Below are 22538 nucleotides of genomic sequence, written 5' to 3'. Positions count from 1 at the left end.
CCGAACGGTTACCGGTCGGTTCGAGCGCGCCGTTCCGGTCGATCCGCCCCGAATTCTCCCGGGTTTAAGTAAGGCATCGGGCCCGAGTTCGATGTGTGATGAGTGAGGCACGCTCTACCCGGACCCGCTCGCCCCGCACCGAGACCGACGACACCGCGACCGCGGACCGCGCCGCGACGACGACCCGCGGCGAATCCGTCGATCGGGACGAACCCGCCGACCGCGCCGCGACGGCCCGCGACGAGACCACCGACGGCGACGAGACCGCCGCTCGCGAGATGTGTCCCGAGTGCGGCGGTCGGACGCGCGCCGACGCCGCGGAGCGGGTCTGTACCGACTGCGGGCTCGTCGTCGAGTCCGACCGGATCGACCACGGTCCCGAGTGGCGGTCGTTCGACGACGACGACACGAACCCCAAGCGAACCGGCGCTCCGCTGACGCGCTCGCGCCACGATCGCGGGCTCTCGACGGAGATCGGTCGGTCGACGAAGGTCAAGGGGCGCAAGCGGCGGCGGCTCGCCCGGATGCGGACCCAGCACAACCGGGCGCAGATCTCGACGAAGCGCGACCGCAACAAGGTGTACGCCTACACGGAGATCCGCCGGCTGACCGGCGCCCTGGAGCTGCCCGACAGCGTTCGCGACGCCGCCTGCACGCTGTTCGACTCCGCGCAGTCCGAGAGCCTGCTCCGCGGCCGGTCGCTCGAGGGGTTCGCGGCCGCCTGCCTGTACGTCGCCTGCCGCACCGCCGACGTGGCCCGCACGGTCGAGGAGATCTGCGCCGAAGCGAAGGCGACGGAGGCCGAGCATCGGGCGGCCTTCGACGCGATGAACCGCGAGCTCGGGCTCCCGATCGCGCCGACCGGCCCCGCCGAGTACCTGCCGCGGTTCGCGAGCGACCTCGACTGCGACGCCGACGTGGAGCGCCGGGCGGGCGAGCTGGCGGAGCGCGCCGTCGCGGAGGGGATCGCGAACGGGCGCAACCCGGTCGGCGTCGCCGCCGCCTGTCTGTACACCGCGGCCCGCGAGCTGGACGCGGAGTGCACCCAGCAGGAGGCCGCCGACGTGGCCGACGTGACTCCCGTGACCGTTCGCCGCACCTACGTCGACCTGACCGAGGAGTGAGTCGAGGGAGACGCGGGGCGCCCGCTCCGACCGGAATCGGCGGCTGACGAGCGAGACGACGAGCGAGACGACGGCGCCGACGCGAACGTCACGGAACGACCTCCCTTCTGTGTCGGTCGAGACGGGAGACGACAGCGGCGGCTCCGGCGGTCGAGAGGTCCCCGGGGGAAGCCGAAAAAGCGACGGCGGGGCCGTCGTTTCGTGACGGTCCGCGGGGCGGCCGCGGCGGCGTCAGCGGGGAAGCCGAGGGGACCGGCCGTCGCCGAGAGGGAGGCGACGACGGCCGGCGGCCGCAGCGGGCGAGAGGGAGGGCGGAAGGCGGAGGGCACCGCGGCCGCCCGGAGGGCGTCACGCGTCTGAATCGAGGGGCGGTTCTTGTTTCTACGTTAGGCATGTATAGTCCGGACCAAGCGTACAATCCGCTCGAGTCGGACGGTCCGCTGCGTGCGCACCGCGCTCACGCCTCGCCGAGCTTGTGCTGGAAGGCGAAGAAGACGCGGCGGCCGGTCTCCGTGAGCCGGACCGAGTCCGACCGACCCACGTCCTCCAGCTCGACGTAGCCGCGGTCGCGGAGCGGCGAGAGCACGCGCGTCTCCAGGGCGCGGTACTTCGCCGTCCGGCTCGCGCCCGCCTCGCGGAGGAAGGAGAGGTCGCGCTCGCGGGCCCACTCGATCAGGTTCCACTTGTCGGTTGTCACGTTGGCGTCGGCGCGGTCGAGGAGTCGACCGAGCACCGCGACCTGATCGGTCGTCGGCGCGTCCATCGGGTACAAGGGGAGATCGACGGTGCGCTCGACGCCCTCGGTGAGCGGCTCCTCGCGCACGTCGTGGCGGTGGCGCTCTGGCTCGACGCTGTAGGGCCGCGCGCCGACGATCATACACGCCATCGCGACGCCGACCGCGGCGCCCCGGGGACCGGTCGAGACGTTGGCGAACAGCCGGTCCCCCTCGTCCTCGCCGGCGCCGTGGCGGGCGGCGACCGTCGTCGTCACGCCGAGCACGTCGTACACGTCGGCGAGTTCGACGGGGAGCGCGCGGACCGACGCGAACTCGGCGGCCGCGGCCCACGCGTCGCGCTGGTAGTCGGTGAGCCGGTCGAGGTCGACCCGGGTGTCTTCCGGGTCCGCGGCCCCGGCCGCCTCGAAGTCGACGTCACCGCGAGGGGCCTCGCGGTCGGGGGCGTCCGCGAGCAGGTACACCGCGTCCGCGCCGTGACGGCGGAGAGGCTCGACGATCCGGTCGCGCTCGTGGCCGAGCGGGGCGACGTGAACGCGCCGTTCGGCGACGCTGGGGACCGATGTGTCCATACGCCCGTTGCTTCGGGCGGTCTCTTAAAAGGTGCGCCGAGGGTCGTCGATCTGGGGAGCGGCGACGGCTCCCCGCGGCTCCCTGCGGCTCTCGACCGCTCGGAACCAGTCATGTGGCGTGGGGGCGCATAGCACGAAAACCGTTAAGCCCGGCTATCGCCTACGAACGGACATGAGCGCTGACCGGTCCGCCCTCCGGCGGGCCATCGAGCGCGGCGAACGGGACGGCGGCGAGATCGAGTTCAAGGAGCGCCTGACTCGGGAGGTCCACTTAGCCGAGGGCCGAATGGAGTCGCTCGTGGCCCAGCTCCGCCATCGCGTGCTCTCCGGCGACGGCGAGGCCACCTACGTCCTCGGCGTCACCGACGACGGCGGGTTGGCCGGGATCTCCCCCGACGCCTTCTCCGAGACGATGGACGTGCTCTCGCTGTTGGCCGACGAGGCGGACGCCCACATCGCCGACGTGGAGACGTGGAGCGCCGGATCCGACGGCAACGGGAGCGCGGAGGGGCTCGTCGGCCTCGCCACCCTCCGCGACGGGGGGATGTTCGAGATGGACGACGACCACCTCGTGATCGGCACGGCCGGCCACGTCGATCACGGGAAGTCGACGCTCGTGGGGACCCTCGTCACCGGCCACGCCGACGACGGGCAGGGCGGCACGCGCGGCTTCCTCGACGTCCAGCCGCACGAGGTCGAGCGGGGGCTCTCCGCCGACCTGTCGTACGCCGTCTACGGCTTCGACGACGGCGGCGACGAGCCGGTCCGGATGGACAACCCGCACCGCAAGTCCGACCGCGCCCGGATCGTCGAAGAGGCGGACCGGCTGGTCTCATTCGTCGACACCGTCGGCCACGAGCCGTGGCTCCGGACGACGATCCGCGGACTCGTCGGCCAGAAGCTCGACTACGGGCTCCTCGTCGTCGCCGCCGACGACGGGCCGACGACGACGACCCGCGAGCACCTGGGGATCCTCCTGGCGACGGAGCTCCCGACGATCGTCGCGATCACGAAGGCGGACGCCGTGAGCGACGAGCGGCTCGCCGAAGTCGAGCGCGAGACCGAGTCGATGCTGCGGGACGCCGGACAGACGCCCCTCCTCGTCGACCGACACGGGATCGACGCGGCGGTCGCAGAGGTGGGCGACGGCGTCGTTCCGCTGCTCCGGACGAGCGCCGTGACGAAGGCGGGGATCGGGACGCTCGACCGGCTGTTCGAGACGCTCCCGAAGCGGGCGACGCCGGAGCGCGAGGAGTTCCGGATGTACGTCGATCGGAGCTACAAGGTGACGGGCGTCGGCGCGGTCGCGTCCGGAACGGTCAACTCCGGCACCGTGGAGGCCGGCGACGAGCTCCTCTTGGGACCGATGGCCGACGGCTCCCTGCGCGAGGTGGAGGTGCGCTCGATCGAGATGCATTACCACCGCGTCGATAAGGCGACCGCCGGCCGGATCGTCGGGATCGCGTTGAAGGGGGTCGACGAGTCGGAGATCGAGCGGGGGATGGCCCTGGTGCCCCGCGGAAGCGACCCCGAGCCGGTCCGCGAGTTCGAGGCCGAGGTGATGGTCCTGAACCATCCGACGCGGATACAGGAGGGGTACGAGCCGGTCGTCCACGTCGAGACGGTGTCGGAGGCGGCCGTCTTCGCTCCCGAGGGCGGGCGGCTCCTCCCCGGAGACACCGGGCGGACGACGGTCCGATTCAAGTTCCGCCCGTACCTGATCGAGGAGGGTCAGCGGTTCGTCTTCCGAGAGGGGTCGAGCAAGGGCGTCGGAACCGTCCGGTCGATCGGCGAGACCGGAACTGACGACTCCGCGGAGTGAGGCTCAGGCGCCGCCGTTGCCGGTCGGCTCGTCGACGGTGGCGACGGTGGTGGCGCTGTCCTTGTCCGGGGGCGCGACGAGGGGGCGGAACTCCTCGTACCGGAATCGCCCGAGGGTCTCTCCGGAGATGGTGTTGAAGTGGCTGTACAGCGCGCCCTCGTCGACGGCGGACTGCGTCATTCCGTCCGCCGTCGTCATGTCGTACTTGCACGGCACGAAGATCGATCGTTTCGCGTCCGGATCGATGAGCTCGATGGCGACGTACATCACCCCGTCGATGGCGTCCCCGTACACGAGGTACTCGGTGTACGCCTCCTCGTCGTACGCCTCGACGAACGCGTCGGCGTAGTTGTTCGGAACGACGTGCATCAGGCCGAACCGGTCGTGGTCCTTCATGTCCCGGCTGACCGTGTCGGTATGGGGGACCATGACGACGGTCGTCTCCCACCCATCGTCCCGGCGGTCCTCGGCGAGCATATCGGTCTCCTCGAGCGTCTGCTCCCACGCGGTGATGTGCTCCTCGCCGAACCGCTGGCGCTGACGGACGAAGGCGTCCTCCTCGGGGTCCATTGCTGTGTGCGACTGGTCGGGGGAGAAAGATAACTCTTTTCGAGCCCGCTCAGGCGACGCCGAGCGCCGTCTCCATCAGCAGCGAGCCCCCGAGCGTCGCGACGCCGGCGAGGAGCACCTTTCCGGCGACGCGGACCCGCTCCGGCGGCGCCGGGAGCCGGATCCACCGGATCGGCGGGAGCGCTCGAACGAGACCCTCGAGGCGCGTGCCGCGCGCGCTCATCGACGGGCGGTCGAGGTCGTCGACCGAGGAGGGCCACAGCCGCACCGTGGCGTAGCCGACGAGAAGCCAGCCGGCCACGAACGCCAACAGCTTCCCCCGAACGAATCCCCCGCCGGTCGCGAGCCCGAGCGCGACCGAGCCGAGCAGCACGACGACGGCCACCACGAGGGCGTACGCGAACGCGTCGGCCAGGGCGCGGGCGCGCGTCCGGAACCGGCGAGGAACGCCCATGGGTTAGCTGCGGTCGTCGAGCACGGTCTCCGTCTCTCGGTGCTCGGCATCGTGGCGGTGACAGTAGCTCAAGCGACCGCTGTCGCTCACTTCGTAGTACTCGGGCTCGACGGGGTCGGCCCCGCCCTCGGGGGCGACGCCGTCACAGACGCTTCCGAACTCGGCGTTGAGTCGGTCGAGCGCCGCCTGTTCCTCGTGGTTGCCGGCGGCCTCGGCGACGTCGGTGAGGACCCGCTCGACCTCGTCCGGCACCGCGGTGTCGCCGAACAGCTCGTCGTACGTCTCGTCGATCGTAGCGAAGCGAGTCTCCAAGCCGAAGCGCTCGCGGACTCGCTCGCGGATCGAGCGGTCGGCGCGCATGCGCTCGCGGATGATCTCGCGGAACCCGTTGATCCCCTCCCAGACCTCGTCGTCGAGGTCCTCGTGTTTGTCGGGGCGGATGCGGACCGGACACCGCGTGCTGAACGGACAGCCCGTCGGCGGGTACCGCGGGTTCGGCGGCGTCCCGTGGAGCGTGATCCGGTCGCGGCTCGCGGTGGGGTCCGGCTTCGGGATCGCCGAGAGGAGCGCGTGGGTGTACGGGTTCGCCGGGTCGGTGAACAGCTCCTCGGTCGGACCGATCTCCATGATGTTGCCGAGGTACATCACCGCGACCCGGTCACAGATGTGCCGGACGACGGAGAGGTCGTGGGCGATGAACAGGTACGTCAGGTCGAACTCGTCTTGAAGCTCTTCGAGCAGGTTGATGATCTCGGCCTGCACCGAGACGTCGAGCGCGCTCACCGGCTCGTCGAGCACGATGAACTCGGGGTTCAACGCGAGCGTCCGCGCGATGCCGATCCGCTGGCGCTGCCCGCCCGAGAACTGGTGCGGGTACCGGTAGTAGTGCTCGGGCGAGAGGCCGACCTCGTCCAGCAGGGATTTGACGCGCTTCCGGCGGTCGGCCGGCGTCTTCCAGTCGTGAACGTCGAGCGGTTCCCGGATGATCTCGCCGATCGTCATCCGGTCGTTCAGGCTGGAGTCGGGGTCCTGAAACACCATCTGCGCGTTCTGTCGCCACTCGTAGAGCTGGTCGCCGCGCAGCGAGGTGATGTCGGTGCCGTCGAACAGGACCTCGCCGTCGGTCGCCTCTTCGAGCTGGATGAGCGTCCGACCGAGGGTGGTCTTCCCGCAGCCGGACTCGCCGACGAGCCCGAGCGTCTCCCCCCGCCGGATGTCGAAACTGACGCCGTCGACCGCCTTGACGGGACGGTCCTCCAACAGACTGCCGCTGTCGTAGTACGTCTTCAGGTCCCGTACCTTCACCATCGTGTCGGACGGGGTCTCAGCCCGGTCGTCCGGCGTCGTCGAAGCTGTGTTCTGGCTCATTGTCGGTCACCTCGGCGGTCCTGCTCCTGATGTCGCTCGACGGCCTCCTCGGTCGAAACGTCGTCCGGGTACAGCAGGCACGCGGCCGTGTGGTCGTCCGTCTCCTCGTCGACGGGCGTTGGAACCGGATGAACCGACTCGCACTCGTCGAACGCCTTCGGACACCGGGGGGCGAACCGGCAGTGCGTCGCCGGCTCGTTCGGCGTCGGGACGCTGCCGTCGATCGTCGACAGCTTGTCGCCGACCTGCCCGCCCGGGATCGAGTCGAGGAGCCCGTTGGTGTACGGGTGTTTCGGGTCCGCGAACAGCGGTCCCACGTCGGCCGACTCGACGACCTCGCCGGCGTACATCACGTTGACCCGGTCGGAAACGTCGGCGATCACGCCCATGTCGTGGGTGATGAACATCACCGCCACGTCCCGCGACTCCTGGATCTCCGCGATCAGGTCCAGGATCTGCGCCTGGATCGTGACGTCGAGCGCGGTGGTCGGCTCGTCGCAGATCAGCATGTCGGGCTCGCACGCGAGCGCCATCGCGATGACGGCGCGCTGGCGCATCCCGCCGGAGAACTGGTGCGGGTACTCGTTGACCCGCCGGCGGGCGTCCGGGATCCCGACCGCCTCGAGCAGCTCCGCGGCCTCCTGCGTGGCCTCCTTCCCGGAGAGCCCCTGGTGGAGTTCCAGCGCCTCCTCGATCTGATTCCCGACCGTGTAGACGGGGTTGAGGCTGGTCAGCGGGTCCTGAAACACCATCGCGATCCGGCCGCCGCGCATCTTGCGCTGGGCCTCGCCGGAGAGGCGGGTGATCTCGACGAACCCGTCGCGGATCGACGCGGGAGAGTCGACGTCGCCGTCGAGCACGAAGACGCACTCGTCGCCGTCCGTGATCCCGACCTCGTCGGTGTAGCCGGCCGCGGCCACGTCGACCACGGGGACATCGGCGGGGTCGTCGTGGCCGAACTCCGCCGGGGTGGCGTCGGTCGCCCCGAACACCTCCGTGGGGTCGTACCGCGCGGCCAACTCCTCGACCGCGACCGTCCGCTTCGAGAACAGCTCGGCGAACTCGCGGACCGCGTCGAGATCGCGGTAGCGGACGCTGCTCCCGCGGAGCACGCGCCCCGGCGACTCGATCAGTCCCATCAGCGAGCGGGCCGTGACGCTTTTCCCGCTCCCGCTCTCGCCGACGATGCCGACCGTCTGGCCCGAGTCGATCTGGAAGTCGACCCCGTCGACGGCGCGGATCGTCTCCTTGTCGGTGAAGAACGCGGTCTGGAGGTTCCGAACGTCGATGAGCGGGTCGTCGCTCCGGGCCTCGTCTGCCGCCGCAGCCCCGGACGCGGACTCCTCTTCGACGGCCATCACGCACCACCTCCGGCGGTGGCGGCCTCGCTCTCGTCCACGTCGGCCTCCGGATCGATCGCGTCGCGGATCGCGTCACCGAGCGCGTTGAACGCGATAACGACCAAGACGATCGCGATTCCGGGGATGGTCGCGACGTGCCAGGAGCTGGTCGAGATGTACGACTGTCCGCCGTTGATGAGCCGTCCCCACTCGGGGGTCGGCGGGTTGATCCCGAGTCCGAGGAACGTCAGCGCGGCGGTCGAGATGATCACGCCGCCGATCAGAAGCGATCCGTAGATCAGGATGTAGCCGGCGATGTAGGGTGCCATGTGTTTGCGCATCGTTTGTAGGGGGGTCTGTCCGTAGCTCTTCGCGGCGTCGACCCACTCCTGTTCGGACACCTGCAGCGAGGGGCCGCGTATCGCGCGCCACATTCCGGGCCAGTAGGCGAACGCGAAGATCAGCGCCAACAGCAGTCCGCCGTCGAGCGGTTGGGCGATCGGGTGGTTCGCCTCTTGGAAGACGACGGAGACGAGCATGATGAGCAGCAGCGCCGGGACCGCCTGAATGGTGTCGCTCGCCATCACCGTCGCGATGTCGGTGATCCCCTTGTAGTACGACGACAGGAGCGAGAGGACGACCGCGATGAGCGCCCCGAGCCCGATCGCCGTGACCCCGATGACGAGCGAGGTCCGGGCGCCGTACGAGAGGTGCGTCATCATGTCTTGGCCCCTGTTCGTCGTCCCGAGCGGTGCCCACCGCCCGTAGCCGTCGTAGCTCATCGGTCCGATCGTGTTCTGGCCGTCGGAGCGGCTCTGGAGGTTCGCAAACACGTGCGTCGTGGAGGTGACCTCGCCGTTCTCGTCGAGGTATTGGAACTCGTGAGCGTTGGGCTCGTAGATGTTGTGCTGGGCCTCGACCGGGCTCACCGCCGGCGCCCACAGGGCCAGCACGACGAACAGGAAGACGATCACGAAGCCGAACAGCCCCCAGTAGTTGTGCCGGAAGCGCCGGACCGTGTCGTCCCGGGGCGTCCAGTCGGCGAGCCGGTAGTGCGTCCGGTAGACGTTGAACCCCCGCCACAACCAGACGAGGAACGCGGTGGCGTACGCGAACACGAGCCCGGTCCGGATCGCCCACGCGGCGGCGGGCGAGAGGCCGAGGAACGTCCCTTCCCAGCCGCCGTCCGGCAGTCGGTGGCCGGTGTTCGCGATCAGGTCTCGGCTCGTGATCGACGGGAGCGCCGAGGCGAGCGCGTCGACGCCGCCGGTGATCGCACCGATCAGCGCGGAGAACGCGCCGCCGACCGGCGTGTACGCGATGAGCCCGGCGACGGCGACGAGGACGAACGTCAGTTCGGCGCGCTTCGCCCAGCGGCGCCCCCGGCGCGAGAGGTCGAGCCCGAGAATGTCGACGGCGGCGTCGGGGACGCTCCCGGAGACGGGGACCGTGATCGCGAAGGCGATCAGCACGGCCGTGAGCGCGGTCGCGACGAACCCGGCCGCGCCGCCGAGCGTTCCGGCCACGTTGTCGCCGACCGAGGCCGGGATGCTCGCGAAGAGCTCGACCGTGAACCCGACGATCCCGAACGCCTGACCGACGCCGGCGAACACGCGACCGATTTCGAGCAGGAGCAGGAGCGCGAGTCCGGCGAGCCAGACCGCCGCCGGTCGGGGATTCTCCCGGACGCGGTCGCGGAACAGCTTGTCGTCGTCCGGTTCCTCGAATCCGTCCGTGGAATCGCTCTGTCTCGTGCTCATTGGTCGTACCCCACGCGGGGATCGATAACGGTGTACAGGAAGTCTTGGAGGATGTTGAGCCCCAAGATGATCAGCGTGAAGAGGAACAGCAGGGCCCCGGCCATCGGCAGGTCACCCTGCGTCAGCGACTGGAAGAAGATCCGCCCGAGCCCGTTGATGTTGAAGATCTGTTCGACGATCACGGAGCCGCCGATGAGCAGGAACGCTTCGCTCGTGATCACCGGCAGCAGCGGGATCATGGCGTTGCGGAAGATGTGCTTCCAGACGATCACGCGGCTGGGGAGCCCCTTCGCCTTCGCGGTCTCGACGAACTTCGAGTTGACCGTCTCCAGCATCGCGGTCCGACCGATGCGCAGCTCGGCCGCCATCGACGCCGACCCGAGGATGAGCGCCGGCGGCAGGATGAGCTTGATGTCGATCGCCAGCGCCGTCCAGTCGCTCACGTACGGCATCGGGAGCATCAGCACGTCGGTCGTCGAGAACCACTCGAGTGCCGGGGTCCCGGTGATGCTGATGTCGCGGGCCGCGAAGTCCGGGCCGAGGGTGTACCAGTTGATGCCGAGCAGCTCGCCGCCCTCGCGGGTGCGCCGAAGCACCGCCAGCGCGATCACGCACAGCCAGAAGTTCGGCAGCGCCTGCCAGATGATGCCGCCGAGGGAGGCCGCATAGTCGCCGAACGTGTTAGGGTTGAGTCCGGCGTAGAAGCCGAGAGGGATCCCGATGAACAGCGGCAGCAGGATCGCCCAAAACCCCAGCCAGAGCGTCGCCGGTGCGGCGCCGACGGCGATGTCGAGGATGTCCCGCTCGGCCTGCACAACCCACGACTGGCCGAAGTTGAACGTGATGAAGTCCGTGATGAAGTCGACGTACTGCTCCCACAGCGGGTCGTTGAGGCCCAGCCGCTCCCGGAGCTGCTGTCTGTCCGCCGCGCCCGCTTGGGGGCCGAGGCGTGCGGCGACCGGATCGATCGGTCCCGTCCGGAGCATGATGAACAGGAAGGTCAACACGGAGAACAACACCGGGACGGTGAGCAGTAGCCGCTTAATGAAGTATTCCCAGCGGCTCATGGCGTCTTACGGTCTCTTGGGGTCGTGGTGGGCATGGATCGACTCAATATTGGAGGGTGTCTCGTGCGATAGCTAAATGCTTCGATAATCGGAGGGCGAGAGCCTCTACTCGGCCTCTTCCTCGAGCCGGGTCTGCCAGTCGAGGTAGAATCCGTTGGTCTCGCCGGGCATCGACGAGGTGTCGGTGTTGAGCGGTTCGAGCTGGAACATGCCGTACGGAACCGCCGGCCAGCTCCAGATCCACCCGAGACTGTACATCTCGAGGTCACCGTCCTCACCGCGGCTCTGCAGGGTCGAGAACTGCGACGACTCGAGCGACAGGTTGACTCCGGTCCCGGAGATCAGGTCGCGGACGAGCTCGCCCGCCGTCTGGAACACCTGACTCTCGTACGTGGTGAGCGTCATATCGACCGGGTCGTCGGTCGTGATGCCGGCTTCGTCGAGGACCGATCGGGCGCCCTCGATGTCGCTCTCGCCGAGGCTGTACGGGTACGCGTCGAGGAACTGGTTGTACCCGTCGTTCCCGGTGGGCCAGATCGCGGGGGGGAGGAAGCTGTAGGCCGGGGTGCCGCGGCCGGCGAACACTTCCTGCACGATCTGATCTTTGTTCATCACGTACGCGATCGCCTGCCGGGCCGCGCGCTGCGTGTTCGAGACGTTGAACGCGAAGTAGTACGTGCTGATCTCCGAGACGCCGACGTAGTTGACCTCCTCGTTCAGTTCGCCCGCCGGACCGTACGTCCCGACCTGTCGACCGCGGTCGTCGGCCTCGGCGTCGATGGCGTCGGCCTCGTACGCGAACGTCGGCACGCTGAAGATGTCGGCGTTCTGTTCGAGCGCGTAGGTCCACGCCGCCTGGCTGTCCTCGATGATCTCCCAGTTGACGGCGTCGACGCTGGCGACCTCGCCGTAGTAGTCGTCGTTGCGGACGACGGTGACGTCCTCGTCGACGTTGAACGCGTCGAGTTCGAACGGTCCGGTCCCGTTAGCGACCTCGGTCGAGAACTCCTGGTGAGTGACCTCGCCGTCGTACCCCTCGATGTCGCCGACGTACCCCTGCGGGATCACGGAGAAGCTGGAGTACGCGATGACGTCGAGCACGTCGGGGTTCGGACCGACGAGCTGGATCTCGATGGTTCGGTCGTCGATGACCTCGATCGCCAGCGAGTCGGCGACGACGTTCCCGTCGTCGTCCGTCTCGGCGTCGATACCGAGTCCGACGGGCTGATTGAGGGTGAAGCTCGCGCGCTCGGAGTTCTCCGACTCGACGGTGCGGCGCCAGGAGTATTTCACGTCCTGCGCCGTCATCTGGCTCCCGTCGTGGAACTGGACGTCGTCGCGGAGGGTGAACGTCCACGTGGTGCCGTCCTCGGAGACCTCGTACTCCGACATGAGCTGGTTCTCGATCACCGGGACGCCGTTGGGGAACGCCGTCAGGTTCTCGTAGAGCTGCGTGATGACCCGCGACGACGCCGTGTCGGTGGACATGATGGGGTCGAGCTCGTCGAAGGTGTCGTTGACCAGGTTGAGCTCGCTCTGTCCCTCGACGGTCGTCGTGTTGTACTGCTGCCAGTGGGCGCCCAGCGCACCGCTCACCGGGACATCGACGTAGTCGTACCAGAACCGCTCGGTGAAGGAGTGGAACAGCGGGATGACCGCGGCGTCGTCGCGGACCGCCTCCTCCATCTCGATGTACGCCTCTTTTCGGAGTTCTTCGTCTTCCGGGAGGGGGTTGGCGACGGCGCGCTCCCAAGCGGCCTGCGCCTTGTCGGCGTTGGTGCGCTGGGGCTCGTCCTCGCCATCTTCGCCGTCGTCGCCGTCCATACCGTCGCTGCCGTCACTCCCGTCGCTTCCGTCGCCACCGTCGGAGGGCTCCTGATCGGAACAGCCGGCGAGGCTTACCGCCGCCCCGCCGCCGAGGAGGCCGAGTAGCCGTCGTCGCTTCGTGCTCTCAACTGCCTCCCCACTTTTTGGATCGGGCATATTACACCGCTTTTGGTAGGTTGTACTAAAATCTTCCTCAAAGTTTTCTATAGTCATCGGAGGAAGGGGGGGTTCGAGTGAACAGACGTATCAACTGTCCACGTTGACCTCGTCTCCCTCGTCGGGGTCGCCCGTTGGATCGTCGACCGCGACCAGCTCCATCAGCGGGTAGCCGTCCCGCATCGCCATCCGGGTGCGGACGGTCACACCCTCGTAAGCGATCCGCATCTCGACGTCCATCAGCGAACCGGTCAGCTCGGTGTACCCGTTCTCGTGGTCGATCGCCTCCGCGACCCGATCGTCGTGGATATCGACGGTCACCGCGTCGCAGAACGGCTGATTCTCGATCGCCTCGGCCATCGCCGCCTCCAGGCTGCGCGTGCTCGCCGGGCTGACGGGCGTCCCCGCGAACTGGTGGTACAGCGAGCCGAACTTGATCCCGGCCTCGAAACACGCCCGCTGGGCATCGGTTGTCATGGACGGACTCAGGCGGCGACCGGGAAAGAACGTTCGGAGGCGGGGACGACGGGGACGACCCCGGCACCGCCGAACGGAAGGCGTTAGGTCCGCCGGGCGGAAGCGGGGGCATGAACACGCTTCGCGTGGCGGGCGGACAGGTGCTCCGTCCCGACGGTCACGTGACCGAGTCGGACGTGCTGGTCGACCGCGACGCCGGGACGATCGTCGCGGTGGGCGACGACACCGCGGCCGGCCGGACCGAAGGTGACGGGGAGGCGGGGACCTCCGCCGACGAGCGTCCCGACGCGGACGAGGTGCTCGACGCCGACGGATCGCTCGTGATCCCGGGGCTCGTCAACGCACACACCCACGTCGCGATGACGCTCCTCCGCGGGTACGCCGACGACAAGCCGCTCGACCCGTGGCTGCGCGAGGACATCTGGCCGGCCGAGGCCGAGCTCACGCCGGACGACGTCGAGGCCGGCGCCGAGCTCGGCGCACTGGAGATGATCCGGTCGGGGACGACCGCGTTCGCGGACATGTACTTCGCGATGGACCGCGTCGCGGACGTGGTCGATCGCGCGGGGCTTCGCGCCCGGCTCGGTCACGGCGTGGTCACGGTCGGGAAGGACGACGCGGACGCTCGCGCCGACATCGAGGAGAGCTTAGCGATCGCGACGGAGCTCGACGGCGCCGCGGACGGTCGGATCCGGACCGCGTTCATGCCGCACTCGCTGACCACGGTCGGCGAGGAGTTCCTCCGCGAGGGCGTCGCGGCGGCCCGCGAGTCGGGGGTCCCGATCCATCTCCACGCGAACGAGACGACCGACGAGGTCGACCCGATCGTCGACGAGCGGGGTGAGCGGCCGATCGCGTACGCCGCCGCGATCGACGCGCTCGGTCCGGACGACTTCTTCGCGCACGGCGTCCACCTCGACGCGTCGGAGATCGACCGGCTCGCCGACGCCGGGACCGCGATCGTCCACTGCCCGGCCTCGAACATGAAGCTCGCGAGCGGGATGGCGCCGGTCCAACGCCTCCGCGAGGCGGGCGTGACGGTCGCGCTCGGCACCGACGGGGCGGCCTCGAACAACGACCTCGACGTGTTCGACGAGATGCGCGACGCCGCGATGCTCGGGAAGCTCGCCGCGGACGACGCCGCCGCGGTCCCCGCCGAGGCGGTCGTGGAGATGGCGACCGCCGGGGGTTCCGAGGCCCTCGGGCTCCCCGGCGGTCGGATCGAGCCGGGCGCCGCCGCCGACCTCGCCGTCGTCGACCTCGACGCCCCGCATCTCACGCCGGTGCACGACCCCGTCTCGCACCTCGCGTACGCGACTCGGGGGAGCGACGTGCGCCACACCGTCTGCGACGGGACGGTCCTGATGCGGGATCGCGAGGTCCTCACGCTCGACGCCGACGCCGTTCAGGAGCGGGCGGCGGCGGCCGCGAGCGACCTCGTCGACCGGGTCGGCGACGCCGCGTGAGGACCGGGCGACGCCGCGGTCGCGGAGCAAGTATCCGGAGCGTCGGGGGGTTTTAATCGGCGCCCGGGCGACGGGCCGGTCGTGATCGATCTGCCCGTCGTGCTCGCGTTCGTTCCGGCGGTCGCGGCGGTCATCGTCTCGCCCGGCCCGGACTCGATATACACGGTGACCCAGAGTCTCAGCGACGGCCGAGCGGCCGGGGTCGCCGCGGCGGTCGGCACCGCGACCGGCGTGTTGGTGCACGCGGGCGCCGCGGTCCTCGGCCTCTCCGCGCTCCTGCGCACGACGGCCGAGGCGTACCTCGTCGTGAAGTACGTCGGCGCCGCCTACCTGGTGTACCTCGGCGTACGGCTACTCAGGGACGACGAGACGTTCGATCTCGACGGGTCGGCCGGGGCCGGGGACCGGTCGCTCGTCGAGTCGTATCGGCGGGCCGTCACGATCAACGTCACCAATCCGCAGGTGGCCGTGTTCGTGCTCGCGTTCTTCCCGCAGTTCGTCCCGGCGGGCGCGGACGCCTCCCTCCAGCTGTCCGTCCTCGGTGCGGTGTACGCGGGTCTCAGTCTCCTGTATCTCGCCGGCGTGGCGCTGTTCGCCGACCGCGCGCGGCACCTGCTGCTGGAGTCGGCGGTCGGTCGACGCGCCGTCCGATACGCGAGCGGCAGCGTCCTGGTCGGGTTCGGCCTGCGGCTCGCGCTGGACGAGGGCCGAGCCCCGTGAGGGGTGCCGGGGCGCGACGATCGGAGCGCGGGGGCCGGCCGCACGTCCGAGCCGCGTCCGAGGGGCGAGACGGGGGGAACAGCTCCCCGATCGGTTGGTGCGAACCGCGTTTCGACCCGTATTCCCGAAACTGGCCGGAGAAGCCCGTTAACCCGAGTGAAATCCGGTTTAAACCGACTTAACGGAGTTCCCTTTTTATACGGTAACGGTGTCACGGGCCGGATGCACATGAGAGAACGCACGATTGGCCTGCTGCTGATCGCGGTCGTCGCGCTCGGCGCGATGACCGGCGTCGCGGCCGCCGAGGGCGACCTCGGCGTGACCGTCGACGACGCGGACGGGGAACCGACGGTCACGGTGACCGAGAATGACACCGCGGTCGAGAACGCCACGGTCAACGTGAGCGTCGCGGACCCCGCGAACGAGTCGTACGCGGGGACGGGCGAGTACGAGACCGACGCGAACGGCACCGTCGGCCTTCCCGCTCCGGAGGAGGACGTGACGGTTGAGATGACCGTCACCGCCGGGAACCAGACCGCCTCGACGACGGCCGATCTCGAGGCGCCCGACGGGCTCGAACTCGACGTGTCGGACGCCGACGGCGAGCCGGTCGTCACGGTGACCGACGACGACGCGGCGGTCGAGAACGCCTCGGTGAACGTCACGACCGCCAACGGACAGAACGTCACCTACGCCGGCGGGGGCGAGTACGAAACCGACGCGAACGGAACCGTCGGCCTCCCCGCCGCCGAAGAGAACGTCACGGTCGACGTGACGGCCGAGTACGAGAACGAGTCCGTCTCGGCGACGGTCGATCTGGTCGCCGAGGGCGGCGAGACCGAGGAACAGCCCTTCGGCCAGGTCGTCCAGGAGTTCGTCGAGGACCTGCAGGACCGCGAGGGCGGCATCGGTGACGCCGTCTCGGACTTCGTGACGGAGAACAACCCGGGGAACGCTCCGGACCACGCCGGGAGCCCGGGCGGCCCGGACGACGCGGGTAACGGGAGCGACGCCGGCAACGCGAGCGACAGTCCCGGGAACGCGCCCGACCACGCCGGTCAGGGCAACGGGAACGGCGGCGAGCAGGGTCCGCCGGACCACGCGGGCCCGAACGGTGAGGACGGCGACGACGCAGATGAGGACGACGACGCGGAGGGCGACGACGAGCAGGGACCGCCGAGCCACGCCGGTCCGAACGGTGACGACGACGACGCGGAGGAAGACGACAGCGACGACGCGGAGGAAGACGACAGCGACGACGCAGAGGAAGACGACAGCGACGACGCGGAGGAAGACGAGGAGGATGCGGACGAGGAAGATGAAGGTGAAGACGACGACGCCGGGAACGGCCCGGGTAACGGGAACGGCCCGGGTAACGGGAACGCCCCGCAGTAACTGACGGCGCGTCGCGCGCCGGTTCGGTCGTCGAGTCGCTGACGGTTCTTTTTCCGGTCGCGCCCGGTGTCGGCAGGGTTTAGTGCGCCGTGAGCGAACCGAGTGATATGAGCGAAACCGCGTACTCGCCGGTGTCACAGCACCTCTCGGACCCCGAGACGGCCCGCGAGGAGGGCCGCCGGAAGATGGACTGGGCGCTCCAACATATGCCGATTCTGAACGCCCTCCGCGACGAGTTCGTCGACGAGCAGCCGCTCGAGGGCGAGACGATCGCGATGGCGATGCACGTCGAGGCGAAGACGGCGAACCTCGTCGAACTCTTGGCCGACGGCGGCGCCGAGGTCGCGATCACCGGCTGTAACCCCCTCTCGACGCACGACGACGTGTCGGCCGCGCTCGACGCCCACGAGTCGATCACCTCCTACGCGGTCCGCGGCGTCGACGACGAGGCGTACTACGACGCGATGCACGCCTGCATCGCCCACGAGCCCACCATCACCGTCGACGACGGGATGGACATGGTGAAGCTCGTCCACGAGGAGTACCCAGAGCTGATCGACTCCATCGTCGGCGGCGCCGAGGAGACGACCACCGGCGTCGACCGCCTGCGCGCGATGGACGCCGACGGCGAGTTGCACTACCCCGTCTTCGCCGTGAACGACACGCCGATGAAGCAGCTGTTCGACAACGTCCACGGCACCGGCGAGTCGTCGCTCGCGACCATCGCGATGACGACCAACCTCTCGTGGGCCGGCAAGAACGTCGTCGTCGGCGGCTACGGCCAGTGCGGCAAGGGCGTCGCGAAGAAGGCCGCCGGCCAGAACGCGAACGTCATCGTCTGCGAGGTCGACCCCCGGAAGGCGCTCGAAGCGCACATGGAGGGGTACGAGGTCCTCCCGATGCGGGAGGCCGCGAAGACGGGCGACGTGTTCATCACGACGACCGGTAACCGCGACGTGATCACCCGCGAGCACTTCGAGGAGATGCAGGACGGCGTCCTCCTCGCGAACGCCGGCCACTTCGACGTGGAAGTGAACCTCGACGACCTCGACGACCTCGCCGTCGACCGCTACGAGGTCCGCGACGGCGTCGAGGGGTTCGAGCTGGACGACGGTCGGGTGCTGAACGTGATCGCCGAGGGGCGGCTCGTCAACCTCGCCGCGCCGATCGCGCTGGGCCACCCGGTCGAGGTGATGGACCAGAGCTTCGGCGTGCAGGCGGTCGTCGTCCGCGAGCTCGCGGAGCACGGCGAGCGCTACGAGGCCGGGGTCCACGACGTGCCCGACGAACTCGACCGCGAGGTGGCGGACATCAAACTCGCCGCCGAGGGCGTCGAGTACGACCACCTCAGCGACGAGCAGCGCGAGTACATGGACAGCTGGGAGCACGGGACCTGAACAGCCGGGAGCGCGGGGGCTGAAGAGCCGGGAGCGCGGGAACCGACCGGGGTTTCGAGGGGGTCGATCCGCCGAACGCGACGGGCCGGGCGGCTTTTGTGCGACGCGACCGAACCAGTCGCATGAACCTGACTGCGGTGTTACACGCCGGATTCGGCGTCTCGATCGTTGCCGGGATCCTCGTTTCGGACACGACGCTCCGCATCGGCGCCTTCGCGCTCGGGGTCGTCCTCTTCGTCGCCGGCATCGCGGTGTCGCGCCGCGATGGCGGGAGCAGCGCGGAGTGAGAGGAGACCGCGGGGCGAGCGCGCGCCCTTTTTCAGCCGCGGCCGACTACTGACGGCAGTGACAGTCACGAGCGTCCACGACCCGAGCCACCGCGAGGCCCTCTGGGAGCTCGAGGACGCCTTCGAGCGCGGCGACCTCGTCAGCGTGTTCGGCCGCTGCACCGTCAGCTACGAGGGCCGCGCCGCCTCCGACCTCGGCGCGGGCGACCGCCTGCTCGTGTTGAAGCCCGACGGCGCCGCCCTCGTCCACACCGACGAGGGGCGCCAGCCCGTCAACTGGCAGCCGCCGGGGTCGGAGCACCGCGCCGCGGTCCGCGAGGGGCGGCTCCGGGTGCGCTCGACGCGAACCAGCCCCGACGAAACCCTGACCGTCCGCTTTTCCGACGTGCACCAGCTCTCCGCGATGGCCGTCACCGGCGGCCGAGACCTCACCCTCCACGGGAGCGAGGAGGACCTCAGAACCCGGATCCTGGAGCGCCCCGAGCTCGTCGAGCCGGGGTTCGAACCCCGCGAGACCGAGCGCCCGTCGAGCGCCGGTCCGATGGACATCTTCGGCGTCGACGCGGACGGAACCCCGGTCGTCATCGAGCTGAAACGCCGGCGGGTGGGCCCGGACGCGGTCGGGCAGCTCGCCCGGTACGTGCGGGCGCTCCGGGAAGAGCTTGGGGTGGAAGGAGAAGGAAAAGGAGGAGAAGGCGAAGAGACGGAAGCGGCCGCCACCGCCGTTCGGGGCGTCCTCGTCGCGCCCTCGATCACCGATCGGGCCGCCGAGCGACTCGCGGAGCGCGGGTTCGGCCACGTCGCGCTCGACCCGACGCCCGAGACGTGAGCCGGCGGCGCTGAGCGGGGCGGAGCCGACGACGACGCCGTGGTATCGAAGGCTTTATCGCCGCAGCACCGGCTACATCGGACAAGTAGCCATGTCTGACAAACCCGCCTCTATGTATCGGACGATCGACAAGCCGTCGTACACCCGCCGCGAATACATCACGGGCATTCCGGGCTCGAAGATCGCCCAGCACAACATGGGCGACCTCTCCGCGGAGCCGGACGACTACCCCGTCCAGATCAGCCTCCGCGTCGAGGAGGAACTCCAGATCCGACACGGCTCGCTCGAGAGCGCGCGCCTCTCGGCGAACCGTCACCTCATCAAGGAGCTCGGCGAGGGCAACTACAAGATGACCCTCCGCAAGTTCCCCCACCAGGTCATCCGGGAGAACAAGCAGGCGACCGGCGCCGGTGCGGACCGCGTCTCCGACGGGATGCGGCAGGCGTTCGGCAAGCCGGTCGGGACCGCCGCGCGGCTCAACAAGGACGACATCGTCTTCACCGCCTACTGCGACGTCGAGCAGGCGTCCGTCGTGAAGGAGGCGTTCCGCCGCGCGTACAACAAGCTCTCGCCGCCGTGCCGGATCACCGTCGAGCGCGGCGAGAAGCTGCTCGTCTCGTAACGACCGCCGACGCGCCCCGTCCGTTCGAGGCGGGTTTTTCTCTGTGCGATCGCGTGACGTAGCCGCGGCGCCGCGAACGCGACACCCGCGCCGGTCCCCGAGCCGAACACCTGAAATACCTCGCTCGCGTACAAGTTCGCAGTGTCACAGCAGTTGGCCCAGGTCGAGACGCTGTTCCTCCACGAGGCGCGGAGCGACTACACCGTCGTCGCGAACCGCGACGGCAACCGCGTGCTCCGCGGGCGCCTCGAGCTCAAAGAGACCTCCGCGGGCCCGCGACCGGGCAAGTTCCGCGTGATTCGCGACGGCGAGGACCACCCCCGTCAGCCCGACGAGTTCGTCGATCTCGCCCGCGCGGCCGGCCGCATTCGGATCTCCGAACAGACCTCCCCCGAGAACCGGGCGCGACTGAAGGAGATGCTCGACGGCTACCAGCTGGAGGCGACGGCGGTCCGGACCTGCCGGCGCTGCGCGAGCGACGGTCGGTACGGCCCCATCACGAGCGAGGGCGCGATCGAGCACAACGGCGAGCTGATCTGCCGGGACTGCGCCCGCCGGGAGTTAGAGCGGGAGCTGTCGTACAAAGGCGAGTTCACGGGCGCCGCCGAGGAGCGCCTCGAAGAGCTGTTGTACGAGTCGGGCGACTTAGACCGGATCGTCAACCTCCTGCAGGGCGGGCTCGACCCCGACCTCACCAAGTACGACGAGGTCTCCGCCAACGTCGACGACATCTCGCCGGTCCGGACCGAGGATCTGGACCTGCACCCGGACCTCTCCGCACATCTACAGGGACGCTTCGAGGAGCTGCTGCCGGTCCAGAGCCTCTCCGTGCGGAACGGGCTCCTGGAGGGGAACGACCAGCTCGTCGTGAGCGCGACCGCGACGGGGAAGACCCTCGTCGGCGAGCTGACCGGGATCGACCGAGCGCTGAAGGGGGACGGAAAGCTCCTCTTTCTGGTCCCGCTCGTCGCGCTCGCCAACCAGAAGCACGAGGACTTCGAGGACCGCTACGGCGACCTGCTGAACGTCTCGATCCGCGTCGGCTCCTCGCGGGTGAACGACGACGGCAACCGCTTCGACCCGAACGCCGACGTGATCGTCGGCACCTACGAGGGGATCGACCACGCGCTCCGGACCGGGAAGGACCTCGGCGACGTGGGCACCGTCGTCATCGACGAGGTCCACACCCTGAAGGAGGGCGAGCGCGGCCACCGGCTCGACGGGCTCATCTCGCGGCTGAAACACTACAGCGAGGAGCGGGTGAAGACGCGTTCGGGGTACGACGGCACCCAGTTCGTCTACCTCTCCGCGACGGTCGGGAACCCCGAGTGGCTCGCCGAGAAGCTCCGGGCGACGCTCATCGAGTACGAGGAGCGCCCCGTCCCCATCGAGCGCCACGTCACCTTCGCGGACAGCCGCGAGAAGGCCGACATCGCCGACAAGCTCGTCAAGCGGGAGTTCGACACGAAATCCTCGAAGGGGTACCGCGGACAGACGATCATCTTCACCAACTCCCGGCGGCGCTGCCACGAGATCAGCCGGAAGCTCCGGTACGACTCCGCGCCGTACCACGCCGGGCTCGACTACAAGCGCCGGAAGAAGGTCGAACGCCAGTTCGGGAATCAGGACCTCTCGGCGGTCGTCACCACCGCGGCGCTGGCCGCCGGGGTCGACTTCCCCGCCTCGCAGGTGATCTTCGACTCGCTGGCGATGGGGATCGAGTGGCTCTCGGTACAGGAGTTCTCCCAGATGCTCGGTCGGGCCGGGCGGCCGGACTACCACGATCGCGGTCGCGTCTACCTCCTCGTCGAGCCCGACGGCGTCTACCACAACTCCATGGATCGCACCGAAGACGAGGTCGCGTTCACGCTGCTCAAAGGCGAGATGGAGGACGTGGCGACCCACTACGACGAGACCGCCGCGGTCGAGGAGACGCTGGCGAACGTCGTCGTCGCGGGCAAGAAGGCCAAGCGACTCAACGACCGGATGATCGGCGAGGTGCCGACGAAACACGCGATCGGGAAGCTGCTGGAGTGGGAGTTCATCGACGGCTTCGAGCCGACGCCGCTCGGTCGCGGGATCACGAGGCACTTCCTCGCGCCCGACGAGGCGTTCTTCATGCTCGATGCGATCCGGAAGGGGACGGACCCCTACCAGATCGTCGCCGACCTCGAACTGCGCGATAACGAGGAGTAGACAGCGGATCGTCGAGGGCGAGAGCCGACCGGGCGAGAGCGTGGCGCGACCGAACGCTGCTCGCCCGCGCAACGAAACGCTTTACCGGCCCATGCGGGTATACGTGAGTACGGGACCGTGGGTTAGTGGTATACTCCGGGCCTTGGGTGCCCGTGACCCCGGTTCGAATCCGGGCGGTCCCACTTTCGCGGCGTGAGTACTCTCGCGAGCGCCGCGGCCGTGCGGCGGTCCCACTCTGCCGCTGCGAGTAACGCCGCGAGCAGCGCGGGCGGAACGACCCGGGTTCGACTCCGGACGCTCCCATCTGGCAGGTCCCTGTCCGTCGCTCCTGGGCCGTTCAGCGAGTTTCGAGAGC

19 protein-coding genes and 1 tRNA gene are annotated in these 22538 nt (G+C 69.2%); 11 read left to right on the top strand and 9 right to left on the bottom strand.

Features of this window, described 5'->3' with window-relative positions:
- Positions 1-98 precede the first annotated feature (98 nt).
- On the top strand, positions 99-1124 hold the full coding sequence (locus DJ69_RS11870) for a transcription initiation factor IIB (RefSeq protein ID WP_099255801.1): 1026 nt from the start codon (positions 99-101) through the stop codon (positions 1122-1124).
- Between the two features lie 457 nt (positions 1125-1581).
- On the opposite strand, the gene DJ69_RS11865 is transcribed toward DJ69_RS11870, so the two are convergent.
- Positions 1582-2430, bottom strand: coding sequence for an HFX_2341 family transcriptional regulator domain-containing protein (locus DJ69_RS11865; RefSeq protein WP_099255800.1), 849 nt, complete (start codon positions 2428-2430; stop codon positions 1582-1584).
- Between the two features lie 172 nt (positions 2431-2602).
- On the opposite strand from DJ69_RS11865, the gene DJ69_RS11860 reads away from it, so the two are divergent.
- On the top strand, positions 2603-4252 hold the full coding sequence (locus DJ69_RS11860) for a GTPBP1 family GTP-binding protein (protein WP_099255799.1): 1650 nt from the start codon (positions 2603-2605) through the stop codon (positions 4250-4252).
- Positions 4253-4255: 3 nt separating this feature from the next.
- Here the strand turns inward: DJ69_RS11860 and DJ69_RS11855 are convergent, their stop codons facing one another.
- The 8 genes from DJ69_RS11855 to DJ69_RS11820 all read right to left on the bottom strand — a co-directional run bounded on the left by DJ69_RS11855 (position 4256) and on the right by DJ69_RS11820 (position 13271).
- Positions 4256-4822: a DUF7529 family protein gene (locus DJ69_RS11855; RefSeq protein ID WP_099255798.1), complete on the bottom strand. Its 567-nt coding sequence runs from the start codon at positions 4820-4822 to the stop codon at positions 4256-4258.
- Between the two features lie 49 nt (positions 4823-4871).
- Positions 4872-5276, bottom strand: coding sequence for a DUF7555 family protein (locus DJ69_RS11850; RefSeq protein ID WP_099255797.1), 405 nt, complete (start codon positions 5274-5276; stop codon positions 4872-4874).
- A 3-nt stretch (positions 5277-5279) separates the two neighbouring features.
- Entirely contained in the window at positions 5280-6644 is a 1365-nt protein-coding gene (locus DJ69_RS11845; RefSeq protein ID WP_099255796.1) for an ABC transporter ATP-binding protein, read from the bottom strand.
- On the bottom strand, positions 6641-8002 hold the full coding sequence (locus DJ69_RS11840; protein WP_099255795.1) for an ABC transporter ATP-binding protein: 1362 nt from the start codon (positions 8000-8002) through the stop codon (positions 6641-6643). The genes DJ69_RS11845 and DJ69_RS11840 overlap by 4 nt, the downstream gene beginning before the upstream one ends.
- Positions 8002-9744, bottom strand: coding sequence for an ABC transporter permease (locus DJ69_RS11835; protein ID WP_099255794.1), 1743 nt, complete (start codon positions 9742-9744; stop codon positions 8002-8004). Before DJ69_RS11835 ends, DJ69_RS11840 begins: the two co-directional genes overlap by 1 nt.
- Entirely contained in the window at positions 9741-10811 is a 1071-nt protein-coding gene (locus DJ69_RS11830) for an ABC transporter permease (RefSeq protein WP_099255793.1), read from the bottom strand. Before DJ69_RS11830 ends, DJ69_RS11835 begins: the two co-directional genes overlap by 4 nt.
- Positions 10812-10916: 105 nt before the next feature.
- Complete coding sequence (locus DJ69_RS11825; protein ID WP_099255792.1) at positions 10917-12794, bottom strand: ABC transporter substrate-binding protein; 1878 nt, start codon at positions 12792-12794, stop codon at positions 10917-10919.
- A gap of 90 nt (positions 12795-12884) precedes the next feature.
- Complete coding sequence (locus DJ69_RS11820) at positions 12885-13271, bottom strand: dihydroneopterin aldolase family protein (protein WP_099255791.1); 387 nt, start codon at positions 13269-13271, stop codon at positions 12885-12887.
- A gap of 110 nt (positions 13272-13381) precedes the next feature.
- On the opposite strand from DJ69_RS11820, the gene DJ69_RS11815 reads away from it, so the two are divergent.
- The 9 genes from DJ69_RS11815 (at position 13382) to DJ69_RS11780 (ending at position 22365) form a co-directional block, all read left to right on the top strand.
- A complete protein-coding gene (locus tag DJ69_RS11815; RefSeq protein WP_099255790.1) occupies positions 13382-14737 on the top strand; it encodes an amidohydrolase in 1356 nt (451 codons plus the stop codon).
- 81 nt (positions 14738-14818) lie between these two features.
- A complete protein-coding gene (locus DJ69_RS11810; RefSeq protein ID WP_099255789.1) occupies positions 14819-15457 on the top strand; it encodes a LysE family translocator in 639 nt (212 codons plus the stop codon).
- Positions 15458-15685: 228 nt separating this feature from the next.
- Entirely contained in the window at positions 15686-16852 is a 1167-nt protein-coding gene (locus tag DJ69_RS17925) for a hypothetical protein (protein ID WP_144050435.1), read from the top strand.
- Between the two features lie 107 nt (positions 16853-16959).
- Positions 16960-18249, top strand: coding sequence for an adenosylhomocysteinase (locus tag DJ69_RS11800; RefSeq protein WP_099255788.1), 1290 nt, complete (start codon positions 16960-16962; stop codon positions 18247-18249).
- Positions 18250-18371: 122 nt separating this feature from the next.
- Positions 18372-18536: a hypothetical protein gene (locus DJ69_RS18440; protein ID WP_180271806.1), complete on the top strand. Its 165-nt coding sequence runs from the start codon at positions 18372-18374 to the stop codon at positions 18534-18536.
- Between the two features lie 58 nt (positions 18537-18594).
- Positions 18595-19365, top strand: a complete 771-nt coding sequence (gene nucS / locus DJ69_RS11795) for an endonuclease NucS (RefSeq protein ID WP_099255787.1) — start codon at positions 18595-18597, stop codon at positions 19363-19365.
- Between the two features lie 91 nt (positions 19366-19456).
- On the top strand, positions 19457-19987 hold the full coding sequence (locus tag DJ69_RS11790) for a 50S ribosomal protein L16 (RefSeq protein ID WP_099255786.1): 531 nt from the start codon (positions 19457-19459) through the stop codon (positions 19985-19987).
- A gap of 141 nt (positions 19988-20128) precedes the next feature.
- Entirely contained in the window at positions 20129-22183 is a 2055-nt protein-coding gene (locus DJ69_RS11785; RefSeq protein ID WP_099255785.1) for a DEAD/DEAH box helicase, read from the top strand.
- 111 nt (positions 22184-22294) lie between these two features.
- Positions 22295-22365 (top strand) — tRNA-Pro (locus DJ69_RS11780).
- Positions 22366-22538: the final 173 nt, after the last annotated feature.

This window comes from Halorubrum persicum, from assembly GCF_002727125.1.
Lineage (GTDB): Archaea > Halobacteriota > Halobacteria > Halobacteriales > Haloferacaceae > Halorubrum > Halorubrum persicum.
Note: the sequence above shows the minus strand (reverse complement) of the source record. Positions and strands in the feature narration are given on the sequence as shown.